At 40.4% G+C, this 21102-nt stretch carries 23 protein-coding genes and 1 riboswitch; of the genes, 22 read left to right on the top strand and 1 reads right to left on the bottom strand.

The genetic code is table 11. From position 1 onward, the window contains the following. The first annotated feature begins 112 nt into the window (after window positions 1-112). From VEB00_11650 to VEB00_11730, 17 genes are all read left to right on the top strand, one after another. Window positions 113-466, top strand: coding sequence for a PadR family transcriptional regulator (locus tag VEB00_11650; protein HYF83668.1), 354 nt, complete (start codon window positions 113-115; stop codon window positions 464-466). Further along, window positions 467-1462 (top strand): hypothetical protein, encoded by a 996-nt coding sequence (locus tag VEB00_11655; protein ID HYF83669.1) that lies wholly within the window; start codon window positions 467-469, stop codon window positions 1460-1462. It abuts the gene before it with no gap. A 289-nt stretch (window positions 1463-1751) separates the two neighbouring features. After that, complete coding sequence (locus VEB00_11660; protein ID HYF83670.1) at window positions 1752-3680, top strand: HD domain-containing phosphohydrolase; 1929 nt, start codon at window positions 1752-1754, stop codon at window positions 3678-3680. A gap of 207 nt (window positions 3681-3887) precedes the next feature. Then, complete coding sequence (locus VEB00_11665; GenBank protein ID HYF83671.1) at window positions 3888-4652, top strand: MerR family transcriptional regulator; 765 nt, start codon at window positions 3888-3890, stop codon at window positions 4650-4652. Window positions 4653-4811: 159 nt separating this feature from the next. Further along, window positions 4812-5933, top strand: a complete 1122-nt coding sequence (locus tag VEB00_11670; protein ID HYF83672.1) for a hypothetical protein — start codon at window positions 4812-4814, stop codon at window positions 5931-5933. 23 nt (window positions 5934-5956) lie between these two features. Further along, complete coding sequence (locus VEB00_11675; protein ID HYF83673.1) at window positions 5957-6625, top strand: ATP-binding cassette domain-containing protein; 669 nt, start codon at window positions 5957-5959, stop codon at window positions 6623-6625. Between the two features lie 5 nt (window positions 6626-6630). Then, window positions 6631-7518: a permease-like cell division protein FtsX gene (locus VEB00_11680; GenBank protein ID HYF83674.1), complete on the top strand. Its 888-nt coding sequence runs from the start codon at window positions 6631-6633 to the stop codon at window positions 7516-7518. A 129-nt stretch (window positions 7519-7647) separates the two neighbouring features. Next, window positions 7648-7968, top strand: a complete 321-nt coding sequence (locus VEB00_11685; protein HYF83675.1) for a putative heavy metal-binding protein — start codon at window positions 7648-7650, stop codon at window positions 7966-7968. 37 nt (window positions 7969-8005) lie between these two features. Beyond that, window positions 8006-9193 carry an anaerobic nitric oxide reductase flavorubredoxin gene (locus tag VEB00_11690; GenBank protein HYF83676.1) on the top strand — a complete coding sequence of 396 codons (1188 nt, stop codon included), beginning with the start codon at window positions 8006-8008 and terminating at the stop codon, window positions 9191-9193. Between the two features lie 201 nt (window positions 9194-9394). Then, the gene (locus VEB00_11695) at window positions 9395-10360 is read left to right on the top strand and encodes a hypothetical protein (protein ID HYF83677.1); all 966 of its coding nucleotides are present in this window, start codon (window positions 9395-9397) and stop codon (window positions 10358-10360) included. A gap of 112 nt (window positions 10361-10472) precedes the next feature. Beyond that, window positions 10473-10907, top strand: a complete 435-nt coding sequence (gene mscL, locus VEB00_11700) for a large conductance mechanosensitive channel protein MscL (protein ID HYF83678.1) — start codon at window positions 10473-10475, stop codon at window positions 10905-10907. A gap of 71 nt (window positions 10908-10978) precedes the next feature. Continuing rightward, window positions 10979-11090: riboswitch (TPP riboswitch) on the top strand. Between the two features lie 85 nt (window positions 11091-11175). Continuing rightward, complete coding sequence (thiW, locus tag VEB00_11705; GenBank protein ID HYF83679.1) at window positions 11176-11667, top strand: energy coupling factor transporter S component ThiW; 492 nt, start codon at window positions 11176-11178, stop codon at window positions 11665-11667. 13 nt (window positions 11668-11680) lie between these two features. Further along, entirely contained in the window at window positions 11681-12487 is an 807-nt protein-coding gene (gene thiD / locus VEB00_11710; protein HYF83680.1) for a bifunctional hydroxymethylpyrimidine kinase/phosphomethylpyrimidine kinase, read from the top strand. Next, on the top strand, window positions 12480-13706 hold the full coding sequence (gene cytX, locus VEB00_11715) for a putative hydroxymethylpyrimidine transporter CytX (protein HYF83681.1): 1227 nt from the start codon (window positions 12480-12482) through the stop codon (window positions 13704-13706). The genes thiD and cytX overlap by 8 nt, the downstream gene beginning before the upstream one ends. Continuing rightward, window positions 13673-14485, top strand: a complete 813-nt coding sequence (gene thiM, locus VEB00_11720) for a hydroxyethylthiazole kinase (protein HYF83682.1) — start codon at window positions 13673-13675, stop codon at window positions 14483-14485. The genes cytX and thiM overlap by 34 nt, the downstream gene beginning before the upstream one ends. Next, a complete protein-coding gene (gene thiE, locus VEB00_11725) occupies window positions 14475-15092 on the top strand; it encodes a thiamine phosphate synthase (GenBank protein HYF83683.1) in 618 nt (205 codons plus the stop codon). Before thiM ends, thiE begins: the two co-directional genes overlap by 11 nt. 267 nt (window positions 15093-15359) lie before the next feature. After that, window positions 15360-15602 carry an AbrB/MazE/SpoVT family DNA-binding domain-containing protein gene (locus VEB00_11730; GenBank protein ID HYF83684.1) on the top strand — a complete coding sequence of 81 codons (243 nt, stop codon included), beginning with the start codon at window positions 15360-15362 and terminating at the stop codon, window positions 15600-15602. Window positions 15603-15749: 147 nt separating this feature from the next. On the opposite strand, the gene VEB00_11735 is transcribed toward VEB00_11730, so the two are convergent. Continuing rightward, window positions 15750-17162: a LysM peptidoglycan-binding domain-containing protein gene (locus VEB00_11735; protein ID HYF83685.1), complete on the bottom strand. Its 1413-nt coding sequence runs from the start codon at window positions 17160-17162 to the stop codon at window positions 15750-15752. 161 nt (window positions 17163-17323) lie between these two features. On the opposite strand from VEB00_11735, the gene VEB00_11740 reads away from it, so the two are divergent. The 5 genes from VEB00_11740 to VEB00_11760 all read left to right on the top strand — a co-directional run bounded on the left by VEB00_11740 (window position 17324) and on the right by VEB00_11760 (window position 21035). After that, a complete protein-coding gene (locus VEB00_11740) occupies window positions 17324-18595 on the top strand; it encodes a M14 family metallopeptidase (GenBank protein ID HYF83686.1) in 1272 nt (423 codons plus the stop codon). A gap of 141 nt (window positions 18596-18736) precedes the next feature. After that, window positions 18737-19027, top strand: coding sequence for a LysO family transporter (locus VEB00_11745; GenBank protein HYF83687.1), 291 nt, complete (start codon window positions 18737-18739; stop codon window positions 19025-19027). 1 nt (window position 19028) lies between these two features. After that, complete coding sequence (locus VEB00_11750; GenBank protein HYF83688.1) at window positions 19029-19622, top strand: lysine exporter LysO family protein; 594 nt, start codon at window positions 19029-19031, stop codon at window positions 19620-19622. A 16-nt stretch (window positions 19623-19638) separates the two neighbouring features. Next, window positions 19639-20382 (top strand): DUF2161 family putative PD-(D/E)XK-type phosphodiesterase, encoded by a 744-nt coding sequence (locus tag VEB00_11755; protein HYF83689.1) that lies wholly within the window; start codon window positions 19639-19641, stop codon window positions 20380-20382. A gap of 128 nt (window positions 20383-20510) precedes the next feature. Next, entirely contained in the window at window positions 20511-21035 is a 525-nt protein-coding gene (locus VEB00_11760) for a dUTP diphosphatase (GenBank protein ID HYF83690.1), read from the top strand. Window positions 21036-21102: the final 67 nt, after the last annotated feature.

The raw sequence follows: 21102 nt of genomic DNA on the forward strand, positions 1-21102 counted from the left end.
TTCTGCAAGAGTATTCGTTTGAGGCAGCAGGGCATTACATTAAGGATGTGTGTTATTAATATTTTGAATGAATTGAAATATGGTATGTTAATAAGCACTTGGAGGTGATAGTGTGAGTGTTGATAAACAGGATGCACTTTTCGAGGGTTTGGTATTAGAGCTGAGAAGAGGTACTATAGCGCTTAGTGTCATGAGCCAGCTGAAGTCACCGCAGTACGGATACTCCCTTGTCGTACAGCTTGAGAAGAAAGGAATAACGGTTGATGCAGGTACCTTATATCCGCTTCTTCGAAGGCTTGAGGGGCAGGGCCTCTTGGAGAGCAGCTGGGATGTAGAAAGTGCTAAGCCGAGGAAATACTATAAGCTTAGTGAGTATGGCGGAATAATATTTGAGAGGCTGTGCGCCCATTGGTTTGATATAGTGGAAAATATGAATAGTATAATCAATTGTGAGGATGTGAAATAAATGGATATAATCGGCAGGTATATATATGCTGTTACAAAAGAATTGCCTGGTAAACAGCGGGAGGACATAGAGAAGGAGCTAAGGACTCTTATAGAAGATATACTGGAACAATACGAAGAAAATGAGCCCTATGAGGCTAAAGTGGAAAAAGCTCTGTTGAGCTTGGGTGACCCGAAGATACTTGCAGAAAACTATCGTGGCTCCAAGCAATATTTAATAGGCCCACAGAATTATGAAAACTATATAAATTTGCTGAAGATTGTTTTAGGGGCTGTATTCTTAGGAGTTTCAGTGGCTGTAGGAATAGGCAGTATTTTTGCTGGACAGCAAAGTGCAGCAGCTATCTTTACTGATTATCTTGCAACATTATTCTCAGGACTTCTTCAGGGGTCCGCCTGGGTAACAATAATATTTGCTATTGCAGAACGCAAGGGTGTGAATGTAATGGACGGTAAATCAGTAAAGGCCGATTGGAGCATAGCAGAGCTGCCTGTTGTACCGGAGAAAAAGGCAGTAATATCACCAGCAGAATCAATAGCTGCTATACTGTTTTCCACGATATTTATAACTATTATTTACTTTGCACCACAGATTTTTGCAGTGTATATCCCTGGTAATACTGTGGGTCCGACTGTGATACCCATATTTGACATAACTGTGATAAGTGGATACAGGTGGCTGTTTGCAGCTGTATTTATTCTGAGTATCTGTAAGGAAGTTTTAAAGCTTGTTTCGGGCAGGTGGACACTTAAGGTTTCCTTATTGTATTCGGCTCTGAGCGTTGTGGCAACGGTGCTAGTATTGATAGTATTTTCAAATCCAAGCATATGGAATCCGAATTTCTCAGCCGAGCTATTAAAACACCTGGATTTCAGTTTTGGTTTCATTAACATACTGGGTCAAACAAATACGGGGATGATACTGATCATATTAGCTGCCAGTATCTTAGACATTTCAACCGTCTTATATAAAGGCATAAGATATAATATTAAATAAGAGGAGCTTGAAGAGAGAGCTGTTGTATTGAGAGCGTTAATGAAAGTTCCCGGGAAATACAAACGCAGGTCGCAGGAAAACAAAAACTTCTGATAAACTTGATAATGTTCCGATTGAATGATTTATATATATAGCAGTGGGTACGGTTCCTTTTGGGGAATTGTCCCCGCTGCTTTTGCATCTATTGGATTACTTTTGCAAAGAGGAACATTGGAATTGGGTGTCGAATATTAGTGCGTTAGGTCTATATTTAAGAATCTACAATCAGGTATCTTAGGAGTGTGTTATTTTGAAACGAGTAATAATAGGAATAGAAGCTATATGCAGCAATACTTCAGCATTATATTTTATATTTTTTGCTGTACTGCTGATACATATTATCATTATTATTACGCTGATTAAAGCAAACGCCAGACATAAAGAGGTAATGCATGAACTAGAGAAAAGTGAAAACAAGTATCGAATGATGTTTCAATGTATGCAGGAGGGCTTTGCTTTATTTGAGATTATTACCAATCAAAAGGGAGAGCCAAAAGATTATTATTTAATTGATACAAATCCCGCATTCGAATATATCACAGGAGTAAGCAGAGAAGAAGCTACGTATCAAGCATTTTCAGGATTGTTGCCTCAAACAGAAATAGATAAACTTGAAAAGTTTAACAAAGTGGCTTTGACAGGAGAGCCTGTTAAGTATGAAAATTATTTGGAGGATTTAGGAAAGCACTTATTGGTTAATGTATATAAACCGGAACAGGATAAACTTGCCCTTATATTTTCAGATATTACGCAGAAGAAGGCAGCAGAAGAGCTGGTGCAGCGACAGAATCTGAGCTTTGAGGCTTTATTCAAGAATTCCTCTGATGCCATTGTTCTCTTCAATCAGTATCATGAAGTTATTGCAATTAATGAGAAATTCACAACCTTATTTGGATATTCCATTGATGAAATCCGTGGTAAGGAAGTAGATAGTATAGTAGCACCAGGAGAAAAGTTGGATGAGGCAAATCAATTGACAAGTAATTTGTTTGACGGGCATGAGGTCAGTCTGGAATCCGTTCGTTTCGGTGCAGACGGGCAGCCCCGAAATGTTAGCGTAAAAGGGGTTCCTATTATCTTGAACAATAAAATTATTAGTGGTTATGGGATATATGCAGATATCTCCGAGAGGAAAAAAGCAGAGAAGGAAATACTATATATGAACTACCATGACCAACTTACAGGTCTTTATAACCGGAGGCTTTTTGAAGCAGAATTGAAGCGGCTCAATATCGAAAGGAACCTCCCAATTTCTGTTGTTATGGCAGATGTTAATGGGTTAAAGCTTATCAATGATGCATTTGGGCATGCTGCGGGGGACAGACTGTTAATAACAACTGCGAAGATAATCAAAAAGGAATGCAGGGCAGATGAGATTATAGCCAGACTAGGTGGAGATGAATTTGTTATTTTACTGCCTAAAACGAATTCAGAGGAAGCGGAGAAAGTTATAAAGCGAATAAAAGCAGCAAGTTCAAGCATACGTCTGCAATCTATGGAATTGTCAATTTCCTTCGGGTGGGATACAAAGAATAGCGCCGCTCAAGATATCAATGAAATACTTAAAAACGCAGAAGACAATATGTATAGGGATAAATTATTCGAAAGTCCCAGTGTCAGAGGAAAAACAATACAGGCCATTATTAAGTCCCTTCATGAAAAAAATAAAAGGGAGGAACAACATTCCCAGAGAGTAAGCTATTTATGCGAAACTATCGGCATCGCAATGGGATGCAGCGAAAGTGAAGTGAACGAACTTAAGACTGTAGGACTGCTTCATGACATTGGTAAAATTGCCATTGATGAGAAAATACTAAATAAGCCGGGTCAGCTTACAGTCGAAGAATGGAACGAAATAAAGCGACATCCGGAGATTGGGTATAGAATATTGAGTTCAGTGAATGATATGGCAGAATTAGCAGAATTTGTACTTGCACATCATGAGAGATGGGATGGAAAGGGTTACCCCAAGGGATTAAAAGGAGAAGAGATACCGTTGCAAGCAAGAATTATGACGGTCGCAGATGCTTATGATGCAATGACAAGTGAAAGAACCTATCGTAAACCCTTAGCTGAAGAGGGAGTTATAGAGGAGCTAAGAAAAAATGCAGGCAAACAATTTGATCCTGAAATTGCAAGGGTTTTTATTGAAAAGGTGATGCATAAAAAAATTGTATAAAACTTCTGTTGACATTGACGTTACGTAAAGGTGTATAGTTATTTTACCGAATAGAAAACGATAGTTGACTATTCGGTGGGGGATGCAAGGGGGAGAATCCCCATGCCGTCCAAGGAGGGTGCTCAGGATGGTACATCCGTCGAAGGGAACCATAGGGTTCCCTAGCGAAAAAATCGCGTTAGTCGATTTTTGTCAGGAGGTGAAAGCATGGAATATACAGTGCAAAAGCTAGGAAAGATGGCAGGTGTCAGCACAAGAACACTTAGATACTATGATGAAATTGGAATTCTTAAGCCGGCTAGAATCAACTCATCAGGGTATCGTATTTATGGTCAGGCAGAGGTTGACAGACTGCAGCAGATTTTGTTTTATCGAGAGTTGGGTGTTAGCCTGGAAAACATTAAGGATATGGTGACAGCACCTTCCTTTGATGGAGCTAAAGCACTGCATGAACATCGCGAGAAGCTTCTTGAAAAAAGAAAGCAATTGGATTTGCTGATAACTAACGTGGACAAAACGATAGCGTTAACAGAAGGGAGAATAAAAATGAGTGATAAAGAAAAGTTTGAAGGCTTTAAGCAAAAGATGATTGATGATAATGAGAAAAAGTATGGTAAGGAAGTCCGTGAAAAGTACGGCAGCGACACTGTTGAAAAATCAAATAACAAGTTGAAGAATATGACTCAGGAAGAATATGATGCAGTTACAAAACTGGCGGAGGAGCAGATGGCGACCTTGGCAGAAGCTTTTAAGACTGGCGACCCCGCAGGTGAGTTGGCACAGAAGGCTGCAGATTTGCACAAGAAATGGCTTACCTTCTATTGGGACAGCTATTCTAAAGAAGCCCATGCGGGACTAGCTCAGATGTATGTGGATGATGAAAGATTCACTGCCCACTATGATAAAGAGCAGCCGGGCACCGCAGCATTCCTGAGGGATGCGATTCTCATATACACTGGAATGAAAAAGTAAAAAAAGTTTTCTGAGCATGGCATCTAATTCAATGGATGTCATGCTATTTTTTTTCGATATGATTCTAAACAATTCCATAATGCATAATTATTTGATAGAATTAGATTATATCTGGAAAACAATAAGCCAGGGGTCAGGGTAGACAAAGGGGTGGAATGCTTGTTTAAGTATCATAAAATTAAATCGTTAATTATATTCTGCATTGCAATTACATTAGCCTTAGTGATTCTTTCTGCAAGTGCAGCAGCAGGGCAGGCTGATCCCTTTTCGGAAATCAAGGAAAAATTGTCCGGAATTTCTGATAAGGAAAAGGAAATATTACAAAAGTTATTTACTCTCGCTCAAGAGACAGAATTAATGGAGACGGAGGAAAAGGGGCTGGCTTTAGAGATAAATGCAATGGACGGAGAAATTAAAAGTCTTGAAACTGCAATTGCAGCGGGAGAGCTTGCCTATGAAAAAAAACGCAGCAGTCTTGAGCAGGCTCTTAAGAGCTATCAGAGGATGGGGCCGGGATCTTATGTGGAAATAATCTTGGATTCGGACGATCTCAATACGTTTCTTCAAAGGGTAAATATACTTCAAGATCTTACGCGCAACACGGGAGAGCTCCTGGATCAGTTGGAGGCAAGCAGAGATAAGCTGTCAAAGGAGAAAGCCGTACTGTCTGAAAGGCTTGTGCGGATAAAAGAGAAGAAGGAACAGTTAAGAAAGGCCTTAGCTAAAAAAGTGAAGCTTAAGCATGAAGCAGAAGAATATCTGGCATCACTTAAGGGAGAAAAGGAGCATTATCAGGAGCAGTTGAACGGCATACAGATAATGTGGGGCGAGCTTAAGCCTTTATTTGCTGATGCTGCAAAGGAATTTTCCCGTATAATAGGGGAAGGCAGCTTACCAACAGATGCATTGAGGATAACCTTCTCCCTCTTTGATATAAAGGGAGCTATTGATGACAAGGTTATTAATGAGGTAGTTGCAAAGCAAAGCAAGCTTCCTAAGATGATTTTTGCTTTCCATCCGGGAAAGGTTGAAATAAGCTTGCCTGATAAACAACTAGTCTTGTCGGGGACATTTATTATTGTGGAAGGACACATTCTCAAATTTCAAGCGCAGGAAGGCAGTTTTTTCGGGATGCCGCTTGAGTCAGGGTCCATAGAAGAACTGTTTCATAAGGGTGACCTGGTGCTGAACCTTGAGCCGCTTCTGGCAGGAAACGTTATACATTCCATAGAAATTAAAGAAGGATATTTGGAATTAATTAATAAGCTTGATTTATTTTAAGTCAATAGGGGGTCGGGGAAATAATGATTGAGGCTAAAGGAGTTTGCTTGAAGTACCCTGAAGGTACAATGGCTCTTCAGAATATAGACCTGCAGATAGAACCTGGGGAGTTGGTGTATATAACTGGTCCCAGCGGCTCGGGAAAGACCAGCTTGTTAAAGCTCTTGATGGGGGTTGAATATCCTACGTCAGGCGCATTAACTGTGCTGGGACAGGCTGTGGCCAAAGGTCAGGCAGCGGGTATCAGACAGCTTAGAAGGTCAATCGGTCCGGTTTTTCAGGAATTCAGGTTGATAAAAGGGAGAACCGCAGTGGAAAATGTTATGCTGGGCATGCGGTTCTTGGATGTCCCACAAAGGCGCATAAAGGAAGACGCAAATAATGCACTGATAAAGGTGGGTTTAGGGCAAAAGAAACTTTCGCTGGTTGAACATCTTTCCTGGGGTGAGTGCCAGAGGGTGGCCATTGCCCGGGCAGTAGCAAGGAAACCGGCATTAATAATTGCGGATGAGCCCACAGGCAATTTGGACAAGGATAACGCTTTACACATACTGGAGCTTTTGAAAGCTTTCAAGGATAGCAAGACAACAGTAATCATTACTACTCATGCAACCCACTTGATTGAAAGTGAAAAAGAGGCCAGGCATTTACGGATGGATAACGGGAATATGAACTGGGAAAGGCTGGTATAAGCTTTATGAAGAATATTATATATAATGTTGGCTATTTTCTAAGGGAAGTAAAGACTATAATCCAACTTAATCTATTGTCTAATGTGTTTTCCTTCTTAAGTACAGGACTCATTTTCTTTATACTTGCCATGGTGATTTCCGGCTGGTGGATAAGCAACCAGGTTGTTGAAGCAATACAAGGTGAAGCTGAAATAAGCGTATATTTTAATGAAGATATTGACAAAACTGGGGCAATCAAGCTGGTTGAAAATATCAAGAGCATTGAAGGTGTAAGAGAGGCAAGATTGGTAGATGAGGCTGAGGCCTATGGCAGGATGGAGGAAATTCTTGGGAAGGAAGCACGTGTCTTGGCTTATTTCGATGGGAATCCATTCAGTCCGTTCATAGAGGTAAAAATCCATATAGAAGAAATCGACCCAATTCTGAAAGGGTTGGAGCTCATCTCGGGAATTGAGCATGTAAGGGATAACCGAGAGGTGCTGGAGCGATTGAGCAGCATCGCAGGAGCACTGAAAGTGTTAGGTTATCTAGTTGTAACCGCCGTAGGCATATCAACTATGGTCATAATATCTCATATAATAAGGATGGGAATCTACGACAATAGGGAACAGATAAACACGCTGAGGCTTATGGGAGCACCTGAGCCATTCATTGCATTCCCGTTTTTACTGGAGGGGCTGGTGCTGACCCTTGGGGGAGGTGCCCTTGCATCCGCTCTGGCGGTATTCTCACTAAAATATTTATATGCCCAAATGGCTGGACCGCTTCCTTTCATTCCGCTTCCACCGCTTGGAACCTTAGTGTCGCACCTTGTCATTTTGGTAATGTCCTTAAGCGCAGCGATGGGAGTTGCCGGCAGCTTTTTTGGATTGTCTTCGGCAAAAAGCAGTTAATAGGGGTGGTACACTATTGTTACTTGCTGGTGGTTAATGTAGAATTAGAATGTAAGTTAATATTTGATTATCCCAAGAGCAATACTATAAATATGAGAAATATTATAATAAGGAAAGTGGTGTGGAATGATGATAGTAACTACAACACCTTCGGTAGAAGGAAGAAGAATTACTGAATATAAGGGTATAGTTTTTGGTGAAGTAATATCCGGAGTAGACTTTATTAAGGACTTTGCCGCAGGACTTACCAACTTTTTTGGTGGAAGGTCAGGGTCATATGAGGGTGAACTGATTCAAGCCAGGGAAAAGGCAATTTCTGAAATGGTAAGCCGGGCTGAGAGTATTGGAGCCAGTGCTATCGTTGGCGTAGATATTGATTATGAGGTTCTCGGGCAGGCAAATAATATGCTTATGGTCACAGCCTCAGGTACTGCAGTAGTTGTGGAGTAGGCAAACTTAAGAGAGTTACAAAGGAGGTATATATAATATGAGCTTTAAAATGACTGACAAGGTAACATGGGTAGGTAAAATTGATTGGGAGTTAAGGAAATTTCATGGGGATGAATATTCGACCCATAGAGGTTCTTCCTACAATTCCTATCTGATAAAGGATAAGAAAAATGTTCTTATTGATACAGTTTGGGCACCATTTGCAAAGGAATTTGTAGAAAACCTGAAAAAGGAAATTGACCTTTCAAAAATTGATTATATAATAGTAAACCATTGTGAAGTAGACCACAGTGGAGCACTACCGCTGCTTTTGAAGGAAATACCGAATACGCCTGTTTACTGTACAGCTAATGGAGCGAAGATGTTGAAGGCCCACTATCATGAGGATTGGAATTTTGTGGTGGTTAAGACGGGGGATACCTTGGATATCGGGGGGAGCAAGCTTACATTTGTAGAAGCCAGGATGCTTCACTGGCCGGATACTATGTTCACTTACATGGCGGGGGAAAATATTCTGTTCAGCAACGATGCTTTTGGACAGCATTACGCCTCGGAGATGATGTATAACGATTTGGTAGATCAGGCTGAGCTTTATCAGGAAGCTATAAAATACTATGCCAATATATTGACACCTTTTAGTATTTTTGTAGCAAAGAAAATAGAAGAAGTATTGAGCTTTAACCTGACCGTTGATATGATAGCTCCAAGCCATGGTATAATTTGGAGGGATAACCCCACCCAGATAGTAGAGAAATACATGGACTGGGCTAAGGACTATCAGGAAAACCAGATCACTATAGTATATGATACCATGTGGAATGCTACAAGAAAGATGGCAGAAGCTATAGCAGAAGGAATTAGATCCACGGATAATACAGTAGTAATTAAGCTGTATAATGCTGCTCATGAGGACAAGAACGATATAATAACAGAAATATTCAAGTCTAAGGCAGTATTGTTTGGGTGCTCCACTGTAAACAAAAGCATAATGTTTGCAGTAGGAGGATTATTGGATATGATAAAGGGTATGGGCTTTAAGAATATGAAAGCAGCAGCCTTTGGCTCTTATGGCTGGAGCGGGGAAGCTGTTGCTATACTAAATGAAAGACTTAAGGATGCAAAGCTTGAAATGGTAAGCGACGGGTTAAAAGAGTTGTGGAATCCGGACAAAGAAGCATTGGAAAGATGTAAGCAGTTCGGAACAGATTTTGCAGGAAAACTTTAATAAATATTGAATGAGTATGGTGCCGGAAACTAAGGTAAGATTTTAGTTTCCGGCACCATTTGTTTTCTCAAACCTAATAATAACATTTATCACTTGGAACTTTTCGTGGAATTTTGCGTCTGATATTATGTAATAATGCAGAAGCATATCAAATTTATAATATGCGGTGTTTTTTCAAAATCACCTGCTAAGGGAGTTGCAATGATTAGAATGTTTAACAAGAAGACGGTAATCAGATTCATTTCACTGGGTATGTCCACGGTAGTGCTTGTTGGTGTCGGACTGCTTGCAGGCTGTACAACTATGACAGGCAGCGGTACCGCAGAAAAGGATAAGCCTGAAGATAAGAACCCGCCTGTTGTGCAGGAAAATAAACAGGATAAGATAATGCCTGAGTTTATGGCACTTGTTGAGGGAAATGCCAAGCCTGATGCAATCATAGGATTCATAGGCAATTACATTGCAAGTGTTTCTAGGGATAATGCAGCAATAATGCTTGGAGAACTGGAAAAAGTCCAGAAGAACTACTTAGTAAATATGGAAAAAAAATATTACGATGGGGATACTATACAGAACAGCTTGAACAAAGTATATAAGCCCGGATTCGATTTGAATAAAATTGATGATATACAGGATGCAGAGTTGAAAAACCTTTTGATAGAAACCAGAGACATGGGCTATAAGGTTGAAACATCAGAGGGAATGTATTACCCAATAATGAATTATGAATACCTTAAAAAGTATAGCATATATGCTCTCGAAGATATTATGGAATACATTGATATTATGGCAGTAGAGACCAACAAGGTTCCTGCAAAGGATGCAGCCCTTGTGATTGGCTGGGATGAAGTCATCGAGAGGGCATTGGCCCAAGAAAGCTTCATAAAGAAATATGGAAGCTCGGCAAAAATAGAAAGTATGAAAGAATTGCAGAAAAGATATGTTACTTTTATGTTGTATGGTCTAAACAATACTCCGCTTTTCAGCTATGATACAAATACGATGGAGCCAGAAGCAAAGGAAACATATGCAAAAGCTGTTAAGGACAATGGAAACAGTGAGTTGATGCAGATGCTGGGCAAATATATGGAGCTATTGGAGAAATCGAAATATAAATTTTCAGAGGAAATAGATACATTCAGAAAAAATGCGGTTGGAAGCAACTAAACTAGAGTAAATCAAGTGCAGGTAAATGAAGGGTGTTGCGGTTAATAGGTAAAATCCTTATAATAAATTGTGGACTAAATATATTATAGTTATTAGTATAAGGAGGATTTCTATGTGGAAAGAGTTTAAGACGTTTGCGATGAAGGGAAATGTCATCGATTTAGCGGTTGGTGTTATCATTGGTGCAGCCTTTGGGAAAATCGTCTCGTCACTGGTTAACGATATCATTATGCCTTTAATTGGTTTAGTACTTGGCGAGTTGGATTTTACGAATCTTTTCATCGCCTTGGGCGATGGAAGCTTTAAGACCTTGGAAGAGGCCCAAAAAGCCGGTGTTGCAACTTTGAATTACGGATTGTTTATCAATAATATTGTCGACTTCTTAATCATAGCTTTTGCAATATTTATTGTAGTAAAGCAAATAAACAGAATACCAAGGAAAAAGGCGGAAGAAGTTGTTAAGACCAAAGCATGCAAGTACTGCTATAGCGAGATACATATTGATGCAAGCAAGTGTCCTCATTGCACTTCAGAATTAAGTGATTAATGAATAGTGCAGCAATATGCAACGCTTGAAAAGATGAATAATCCGTGTTAGAATAATATAGAAATAAATAGCTTTTGTACTAGGGGGGCTGGATAGGCCAGCTGAGATAGAGAACCGATAAAGTCTCTGACCCTTCTACCTGATCTGGATAATACCAGCGTAGGGAAGTAGAGTGTTTATACAGATATATAAGCATAAATCCTTATTAGTGGATTTATGCTTTTTCTTTTGGCTCCCTCTAGTGCAAAAACAATTGGAGGGATTTTTTATGCAAACCAAAAAACTTACATTTTCAGCATTACTTGTAGCAATAGGTGCAATGGCAGGCAATATAATTTATATACCTGTCGGAGCAGCAAAATGTTTTCCGGTGCAGCATACAATCAATGTCATATCAGGGGTGGTGTTGGGTCCATGGTATGCTGCAGCAAATGCTTTTCTTATTTCCTTGCTAAGAAACATGCTGGGTACAGGTTCACCTTTAGCTTTTCCGGGGAGCATGATAGGAGCTTTTTTAGCAGGGATCCTATATTTGAAATTCGGTAAAAAATCATTTGCAGTGCTGGGCGAGATATTTGGGACAGGTATATTGGGCGGCCTATTGGCGTTCCCAATAGCGAAATTCATGTTAGGGAAGGATGTTGCAGCTTTCTACTTTATAATACCTTTCCTGATCAGCACTATAGGGGGTAGTATCTTAGGATACTCCATTCTAAAGGTTATGGAAAAAAGTAATGTATTAAAGAAATTTGATGCATAGAGGGGATGAGATTATGAAAAACGTTTTAACTATAGCAGGCTCGGACAGCAGTGGTGGCGCAGGAATACAGGCGGATTTAAAAACATTTTCTGCTCATGGGGTTTATGGAATGAGTGTTATAACTGCAGTCACTGCCCAAAATACACAAGGTGTTCTTGCAGTGCAGGATATTTCAGTTGAATTGATTAGCAAACAGATAGAAGCAATATTTGAGGACATAAGGGTAGATGGTTTGAAAATAGGTATGGCATCCCAAATAAGTACCATAAATACAATCGGTGAAGGCCTTCGCTTCTATAAGCCTTCAAATATTGTTTTAGATCCGGTTATGGTATCCAAAAGCGGATATCATCTCTTACAGCCAGAAGCAATGAAAGCGTTAGTTGACATATTGCTGCCTTTAGCAACAGTAGTTACCCCAAACATTCCTGAGGCTGAAGTGATTACAGGCATAAAGATCAATAGCATTGCAGAAATGGAAAAAGCTGCAAGGGCGATTCACAAAATGGGGTCCAGGAATGTATTGGTTAAGGGCGGCCACCTGGAGAATGAAGCAACAGATATATTGTTCGATGGTATCAATTTCACTTATTTGAAAAACAGGAGAATCGATACAAAAAATACACATGGAACAGGGTGCACTCTGTCAGCTGCAATTGCCTCCAACCTGGCAATAGGTTATTCAATTGAAGAAGCTATAACGAAAGCAAAGGAATATATTACAGTTGCGATAGAAAATTCTTTGTCCATAGGCAAAGGGGTGGGGCCTACAAATCATTTCTACACATTGTATAAGAAGGCAGGTATTTCATATGAGTAAAGATAACAATAATATTTCAATGCTTAGTTTTTTTACACTATGGTTTGGGGCAGCAATTTCAATAGCTGAGATACTCACAGGGGGGCTGCTTGCACCCCTTGGCTTCAGGCTGGGCTTAACCGCAATAATAATCGGGCATCTTATCGGAACAACAATTTTAGTGCTCGGAGGGATAATAGGTACGGAAGAAAGACTTCCTTCAATAATGTCAACCGGAATATCCTTTGGAACATACGGAGCATACCTGTTTTCGGTACTGAATGTACTCCAACTGATTGGCTGGACTGCAGTTATGATAATATCCGGTGCAAGGTCAGTGAATGAAATATCGAAAGCACTATGGTCCTATGACGGTATAAATTTATGGAGCCTTATAATAGGGGGACTTATATGCTTATGGATTTTGTTCGGCAAAACAGGATGGAAGAAACTGAATCTGGCTGCTGTAACCCTTCTCTTCCTGCTTACAATCCTGCTGAGTGCTGTTGTTTTCAAGAACAGCGAGTTGTTTACTAAAGCTTCAGAGGGTGCGATATCTTTCGGTGCGGCTATAGAGCTTAATGTAATAATGCCTCTCTCATGGCTGCCGCTAATAGCTGACTATACGAGGTTTGCAAAAAGAAAAAGAGATGGCGTTATAGGCAGCTTCCTGGGATATTTTATAGGCAGCTCATGGATGTATATGATCGGACTAGGTACGGCAATTGTTGCAGGTAATGCTGATCCGGGTGCAATGATGCTGGCTGCTAATTTAGGGCTCACTGCTCTGGGAATAGTTATTCTATCTACTGTAACGACAACATTTCTTGATGCATACTCAGCAGGGGTGTCAGTTTTGAATCTATTTCCGAGGTTGAACGAGAGGAAAGCCGCAGTAGCAATGGGAATAATAGGAACGCTAATTGCGATAGCTGCACCAATAGAGCAATATCAAAACTTCTTATATGCAATCGGTTCGGTTTTTGCACCTCTTTTTGCAATACTGCTTACTGATTATTTCGTAATCAGAAAAAATAGAAAGCTCCAGGCAGGACTGCTTGTGAACTGGGGTGCTGTTCTTGTCTGGGTTTTTGGGGTTGTTATATATTATCAATTCATAAAGATTGACTTTGTACTAGGTGCAACGGTTCCTGTAATGGCAATAACAGGTACGATTTATACTCTTACTTGGAGGTTGACTGAAAAATGGAAGCTATTCAAAAAGCATCAGAACTCTTAAAGACAATAAAAGAAAGCAGACCTATAATACATCATATAACTAATTATGTTACTATGAATGATTGTGCAAATATTGTGCTGGCTATTGGAGGATCGCCGATAATGGCCAATGACGCCGCTGAGGTTTCCGAAGTTGTAGCAATATCAAAAGCATTAGTGCTCAATATAGGGACACCTAACCATAATAATTTCCGGTCAATGCTTCTGGCGGGAGAAAAAGCCAACGAGCTGGGTATTCCAATAGTATTTGATCCGGTTGGTGCAGGTGCTACGAACTTTCGAAAGGAAATATGCAGCAAACTGCTGGCAGATATCAAGCCGGCTGTTATTAAAGGAAACCTCTCTGAAATTGTGCACCTGGCTAGCTTTGATGGCTGTAATTATGGAATAGACTCTTATTTGGATGTTGATAATGGGAAAGAGATTGTTCAAGAGCTTGCCGGGAGATTGAATTGTATTGTTGCTGCCACAGGTCGGATGGATATAGTGTCTGATGGGAAAATCACCTATACCATAAATAATGGTCATGAAATGCTATCAAGAATCACAGGCACAGGGTGCATGATATCATCACTGGTTGGTGTGTTCTGCAGTGTGACACAGGATTATCTGATAGGTACTGCTGGTGGTATCATGGCAATGGGGATTTCAGGCCGGCTCGCATTTGACAGCTTGCTGCCAAATGAAGGGGTAGGAATGTTTAAAACAAGGCTTTTCGATAATATCTATAACCTGGATGAAAGCACATTTTTAAGGGAAGGTGAGATTAATGCTGTATAAAGAACTTGTGGATTATTCCTTATACCTGATAACTGATAGAAAAGCATTGGGTGGGAAGGAGCTGCTTGTTAGCATCGAGGCTGCGATACAGGGTGGAGTAACTTTAGTCCAACTGAGAGAAAAAGATATAACAGGGTATGATTATTATAATCTGGCTATAAGAGTAAAGGAGTTAGTAGGGAAATATAATATACCTCTTATTATTAATGATAGAGTTGATATCGCTTTGGCTGTCAATGCTGATGGGGTGCATCTCGGACCGGAGGATTTACCCGTACCAATTGCAAGAAAATTAATGGGTCCTGATAAAATTATAGGTGCTTCTGCTAATTGTGTTGAAGAGGCCCTTGCTTACCAAAAGCAAGGAGCTGACTATCTGGGAATAGGGGCCCTTTTTCCGACGATTACAAAAGGAAACACCGAGCATGTAAACCTTGAACAATTGAAGATTATTAAAGAAGCTGTTTGCATACCAGTGGTAGGAATTGGCGGGGTAAATGTCAAAAATGCTTCTGCGGTCAGAGCTGCAGGAGTTGACGGTATAGCAGCTGCTTCGGCTATTCTGGGAAGTGAGAATGTCTCAAAAGCTGCAAATAGTTTAAGGTAAAACTTACTATAATCATGCTGAATATTGATCGAAGCATATCAGTTATAAGTTAATTATCCAGCACAATATTCTAAAGGGTGCTATATTAAGTGGAATTGTAAAAATTCCACTTTTTTTGCTATATATATGCAAAATAATGCTCTTTATATGCTGAAAATTGACAAGCACTTTTCGTAATAATAGTATATTTACATAGGTAAAATAATTAGCTGCTTATAGAAAAGAATATGTTTATTTCTTAAATTTACCTGTGGGGGGGACGCTATCATGAAATCCTTCGGAATAATAAGCGAATTGGATAATGCTGGTGGAGTAAAACTACCCGATATGTTGTTAGGACTATATGATTTGGGAGCAGGGGATGCCATGGAGATGCACTTGGAGGGAAATAAAATAATAATGAGGAAATACCCACCTGCTTGTGTATTCTGTGGATCTACGAAGGACTTAAGGGAGTACAGGGACAAGAGTTTCTGCTGTTGCTGTGCCGACGAGTTGAAGAATTATTAAAAAAGATAAGAATAAAGGCAGCTTTTCAAGCTGCCTTTATTTTTATAACGAATAGGAAAGTATAAATTTCCTTAGTGTACCACTTTCCGTAAATGAGTTTCATAAAAGGCTTCCTTAATTATTAAAGTGCTTTATTAGAAGCCTTTTTTACCTTTTTTTGATAGTAAAATTATCCTCGAGCAGAGCCCAGTTTTGTGGGAATGGATAGCCCAGAGCCCAATAGCTCACACCTCTCAGCTTATAACTTTTTACTACATTGAATTTTGCCTGTGCGCTTCGTGCATCTTCAAACCACACTTCATGCATCCTTCCCTGCTCATCTGTATAGCGGAAGTATGGAGATTCTGTTGTGGTATCATACTGGATGGTAGCGTAATACCGCCTTGCCCTTGCCATAGCTTCCTCCATGCTGAAGGTTTCAGCCTCCTGCCCCTTAACATGGGGAAGGAGCCAATCTCTTGCATATATTTGGAATCCGAAGAATATCTTATCTCTTGGCATAACAGAAACTGCATAGTCAAGGACACGCTTTATCTGATTTAGTGGCGAGATAGCTTGAGGCGGTCCGAAGCGCCAGCCCCATTCATAGGTCATCAATACAACAAAATCAGCAATTCTGCCATGAGCAGGATAATCATGAGCAGTATACAGCAAGCCATGCTGTTCTGCACTCAGCTTGGGTGCCAGAGCACTTGAAATTAAATATCCGGCAGTATGCATACTGTCAGATGCGCGCTGCATGAATTGGTTATAAAGCTCGCGGTCTTCAGGAAGTACGTTTTCGAAATCAACGTTTAGGGCTTTATAACCCTTATTCCTCATTATATTAATTACGTTTTGTAACAGTAGATTTTGTATATCAACGCTTGACAGAATAATATGTGCAAGGTTCTCACCCAATTCAGTACTGGTGAAATTTGTAATACACATTATTGGAGTGACATTTTCTGCAATTGCTGTATTCACTGCTTCTGTATCCTTTATCGCCTGAAGATTGCCATCTTCTCGGATTCTGTAAGCGAAAGGACTTAAATAGGTGAGGTGCTCCGCATCCTCTGCTACAATAGGAATTGCGGCTTCAGACAGTATATAAATGTATCCATTTACTTCAATCACCGGCCTCCGTTTCCTTGGTATAACCAGTACGGCACCTGGATATACGAGGTTGGGATTATCTATGTTGTTCACTTTCAATATGTCTTGTACGGTAGTGCCATATATTTGGGCAATCCTCCACAATGCCTCTCCTCGCTTAACAATATGGCGAAGTGCCGGTATATAAATTGTAAGACCAGGATAAATACTTGCCGGGTTGGCTATCTGGTTGGCCTGTACAATCGCCTGTATTGACGTACCGTAGGTTTGTGCGATTTTCCATAGGGTTTCACCTGATTTCACAGTGTGGAATGTATCTTCTGTTGGAATGACCAATGCCTCACCAATTAACAAGAGATTCGCATTTGGCAGCTCATTAATATCTATTATCTTAGAGGCAGGGACTCGGTAGAAGGAAGAAATCTGCCAAAGTGCTTCCCCTGGTTTAACCACATGAATAAGCATGAAATGACCTCCCTATTTCTTTATTAATATAATCTATGCAAAACATGGTTTCCTCAGAATAACAAGCGACGCTCCAATAAGTTGTATATATATGCTGCTGTAACAATTGCCTCTTCCTATGAATAATATGATATATGCGATTAAATTTACGGGGTGGTAGTTTGGAAACATTGACGTTAGGCTCCCGAGGTCCGAATGTGAAGCTCATTCAAAGCCTTTTAGCAAGGATTGGTTATAATCCCGGAGTTGTAGACGGGGTTTTTGGACAGCAAACAAGGGAAGCCGTAAGGGAATTCCAGCTGGATAATGGACTTTTGACTGATGGGATTGTTGGGCCATCGACTTGGAGCAGGCTTGAGAAGTTTCTGTTAGGGTATGCCACATATACCGTCAAACCGGGCGATACTTTTTACAATATATCCAGAAAGTTTTACACCACACTTAATGCTGTATTAACAGCAAATCCGGGAATCGACCCGAAAATGCTTAGGGTGGGGCAGATAATCACCGTACCCTATGGCATTGATGTGGTTTTTACCGATATTGACTATACTTATGAAATGATGGAGAGGAATATAAGAGGGCTTAAGGCAAGGTATCCCTTTATAGAGGTGGGCATTGCAGGGAAAAGCGTGCTAGGGAAAAACCTATATTATATAAAACTGGGTAATGGGCCTGTCGAGGTATTTTACAACGGTTCACACCACGCTCTTGAGTGGATAACGACTCCGCTTCTTATGAAGTTCATAGAAAATTTCGCCCGAGGATATTCAAATAACTCTCCAATTAGGGGCTACAATACTCGAGATATTTGGAGCAGAAGCAGTATATACATCATGCCTATGGTTAATCCTGATGGAGTTGACCTGGTACTGGAGGGACTAAAAAGGAACAATCCATATTATAATCAGCTGCTTGTCTGGAATGATACAGGATTGCCCTTCTCTCAAGTATGGAAGGCCAATATAAGAGGCGTCGATTTGAATCGTAATTATCCGGCATCATGGGAAGAGGCTAAAGCACAAGAACCAGCCCTTGGAATAGATGGACCGGGGCCTACCAGATACGGTGGACCAAGACCACTTTCAGAGCCTGAGACCCAGGCGGTTGTTAATTTCACACGGCAGCATAATTTCAAGCTGGTTATTGCCTACCACACTCAAGGAAGGGTGATATACTGGCTATATAGAGATATAAGACCGCCCCGGGCTTTGGAGATAGCAAGACTTTTTTCCAGTATAAGCGGATATGCTATATCTGATGTACCTTATGCGGCAGCTTATGCCGGTTACAAGGATTGGTTTGTGGAGCAGTATAGGAGACCTGGATATACCTTTGAGGTAGGAATTGGACGGAATCCGGTGCCTATTACTCAATTCAACGATATATATCGGGAGAATGAGGGAGTAATGCTGCTGGCACCAATAGTATAGTTTATAATGAATAATGAGACAAAACGCCTGTCAAACCTTTGACAGGCGTTTTTACAGCCGTTGCTTCATTGACTAACCTTACTGAATTCCTGTATAATGTTAACGTAATATTATTAAGGAACACCTAATGGGAGGACTTAAGTGAGGATATTTCTATATATAGCTATAATTTTTATTGGCGCATGGCTGGGTGCGGGAGGGAAGCTTTCGGAAAGCTTTACGGTCAATCTGTCCAAGCTTCAGTTTATCAGCTTGCTGCTTTTGCTTTTCATAATGGGAGTCAATATCGGTGTCAATGATGATGTGATAAATGGGTTCTACAAGCTAGGTTTCCAGGCAGTTGTACTTGCTGTTTTCGCAATAGCCTTCAGTGTGTTTTTTGTTAAGCTGGTATCGGGTTTTGTACAGCGAGGACGAAAGGATAGTGAATGATATGAATGCAGGGATAATTGCAGCTGTTGCATCGGGTATCATTGCCGGACTATTTTTGTTTCCTCCTCAGCTTGTTCAATACATAGGCATAACAATTGACTTTGGACTCTGTGCGTTACTGTTTTTTGTCGGAATAGACATTGGCCGGAATAAGGATATTATAAATCAAATCAAAGCGTGCGGTCTCAGAATACTGCTTATTCCCATAATGATAGCTCTGGGCAGCATAATAGGGAGTGCTGCAGGAGGCTTCATCATAGGACTTCCTTTCAATGAGGCGGGGGCAATAGGAGCAGGTTTTGGTTGGTATAGTCTCTCAGCAATAATACTGTCTGACTACAGCCCGGAAATAGGAGCATTGGCGTTTGTGACTAATGTCTGCAGAGAGATTTTTGCATTGATGGCAATACCTTTTATAGCCAAGTACATAGGAAAGCTTGAGAGCATTGCACCTGCCGGAGCTACAGCAATGGATACCTCTCTTGCCGTTGTATCCAGGGCTACTGATAGCAGAACTGCGGTGGTTTCCTTTATCGCGGGGGTTGTTCTGTCACTGTTGGTGCCTATACTGGTACCGCTTTTGATATCTTTGTAGGGTGTGTGATGAGTGCATGAACAGTAAAAAGAAAAAGGACTTCCGTGAGGAGGATCTATACAAACCAATATATGAATACCTAAGCGGCTTGGGGTATAAAGTCCGCAGCGAGGTCAGCCACTGCGACATAGCTGCAGTAAAAGGTGAAGAGCTTCTTGTAGTTGAGATGAAAAAAAGCCTGAATCTCGATGTGATCCTGCAGGCTACTTTAAGGCAAAAGCTCGCGGACATGGTGTATGTGGCTGTGCCAAAACCGGGCAGGGAGCTTTTCTCTAAAAGATGGAATAACCTCAGCTATTTGCTTAAGAGGCTGCAGCTTGGTCTCATGGTTGTGTCCCTCAAAGAAGATTATTCCTGTGTCGAGGTTGTGTTTGAGCCTGCGGTATTTGATGTGATCAAGAACAAGAAGCAGAGCAAGAAGAAAAGGCAGAATCTCATAAAGGAATTTGATGCCAGGTATGGGGATTTCAACACCGGAGGCAGTACGGGAAAAAAGCTTATGACCGCTTATAAGGAAATGGCTATACATACAGCCTGCTGTCTGATGAAATACGGCCCCTTAAGTCCAAAGACCTTGAGGAAGCTTGGCACTGATGAAAAGAAGACCACAGCTATTCTTAGAGATAATCATTATGGATGGTTTGAACATAAAGCCAGAGGTCTGTATGACATTAATGAAAACGGATGTCTGACAGTCGAGGGATATACAGAATTATATAAATATTATATGGGTTTGATAGAAGAGAAAAAGCCGGAGTGAGGAGTTGAGAACATAGATCTCATAACCTCTTCCGGTTTTCGTTTTATTACTATTTACTTGAGTGAAAAAGTAATGTATACTATATATTAGTACCAGGTAATAATACCAGAATATAAGGAGGAGATTTTATGGATTTACAACAACTCTTTAAAATACAGGAGATAATGGAAAACAATATAAGGGAGAATTCAAAGATAGATGAGGACGTGCTCGGAAAAGAGAATATTTTTGATCTGAGGTTCCTCGCATTACAGGTAAAGTTGGGAGAAATCGCAAACCTGACAAAATGCTATAAATATACAAAAGCTAAAGAGGATATCCCTAAGGAAAGGCTCATGTTCAGGTTTATAGAAGCATTGAAATATCTGCTCTCTATAGGCAATATGCATGACTTCAATATTATAAATCTTGAAACAGTGAACTCCACATCCCATGAAGAGAGCCTGATAAAATTATTCAGCTTCATTTATGACGAGATAGCTGATCTTAAGGACGCAGTGCGCAGGGACAACTATGTGGATTCTGTAAACAGCTACATAAGATTGTTTGCAAGATTCATGAATCTGGGCAGGCTGCTTGGACTCACCTTTGAAGAGGTGTATGACTTTTATATGAAGCTGGGACCGGTGAATTTGCTTACTAAAGTCGAATAGCAAAACCTTTAAAAACATCAATAAGAAATTATTGGTGTTTTTTTTGCCATCATGGTAAATTATGGCT

Source organism: Clostridia bacterium (genome assembly GCA_035628995.1).
Lineage (GTDB): Bacteria > Bacillota > Clostridia > Lutisporales > Lutisporaceae > BRH-c25.

Coding starts and splice junctions, on each gene's coding strand:
- VEB00_11755 (HYF83689.1), top strand. CDS start 19,639: ATGAACAGTAAAAAGAAAAAGGACTTCCGTGAGGAGGATCTATACAAA.
- VEB00_11655 (HYF83669.1), top strand. CDS start 467: ATGGATATAATCGGCAGGTATATATATGCTGTTACAAAAGAATTGCCT.
- VEB00_11760 (HYF83690.1), top strand. CDS start 20,511: ATGGATTTACAACAACTCTTTAAAATACAGGAGATAATGGAAAACAAT.
- VEB00_11665 (HYF83671.1), top strand. CDS start 3,888: ATGGAATATACAGTGCAAAAGCTAGGAAAGATGGCAGGTGTCAGCACA.
- thiD (HYF83680.1), top strand. CDS start 11,681: ATGAAAAACGTTTTAACTATAGCAGGCTCGGACAGCAGTGGTGGCGCA.
- mscL (HYF83678.1), top strand. CDS start 10,473: ATGTGGAAAGAGTTTAAGACGTTTGCGATGAAGGGAAATGTCATCGAT.
- VEB00_11680 (HYF83674.1), top strand. CDS start 6,631: ATGAAGAATATTATATATAATGTTGGCTATTTTCTAAGGGAAGTAAAG.
- thiE (HYF83683.1), top strand. CDS start 14,475: ATGCTGTATAAAGAACTTGTGGATTATTCCTTATACCTGATAACTGAT.
- thiW (HYF83679.1), top strand. CDS start 11,176: ATGCAAACCAAAAAACTTACATTTTCAGCATTACTTGTAGCAATAGGT.
- cytX (HYF83681.1), top strand. CDS start 12,480: ATGAGTAAAGATAACAATAATATTTCAATGCTTAGTTTTTTTACACTA.
- thiM (HYF83682.1), top strand. CDS start 13,673: ATGGAAGCTATTCAAAAAGCATCAGAACTCTTAAAGACAATAAAAGAA.
- VEB00_11730 (HYF83684.1), top strand. CDS start 15,360: ATGAAATCCTTCGGAATAATAAGCGAATTGGATAATGCTGGTGGAGTA.
- VEB00_11750 (HYF83688.1), top strand. CDS start 19,029: ATGAATGCAGGGATAATTGCAGCTGTTGCATCGGGTATCATTGCCGGA.
- VEB00_11735 (HYF83685.1), bottom strand. CDS start 17,162: ATGCTTATTCATGTGGTTAAACCAGGGGAAGCACTTTGGCAGATTTCT.
- VEB00_11685 (HYF83675.1), top strand. CDS start 7,648: ATGATAGTAACTACAACACCTTCGGTAGAAGGAAGAAGAATTACTGAA.
- VEB00_11675 (HYF83673.1), top strand. CDS start 5,957: ATGATTGAGGCTAAAGGAGTTTGCTTGAAGTACCCTGAAGGTACAATG.
- VEB00_11690 (HYF83676.1), top strand. CDS start 8,006: ATGAGCTTTAAAATGACTGACAAGGTAACATGGGTAGGTAAAATTGAT.
- VEB00_11695 (HYF83677.1), top strand. CDS start 9,395: ATGATTAGAATGTTTAACAAGAAGACGGTAATCAGATTCATTTCACTG.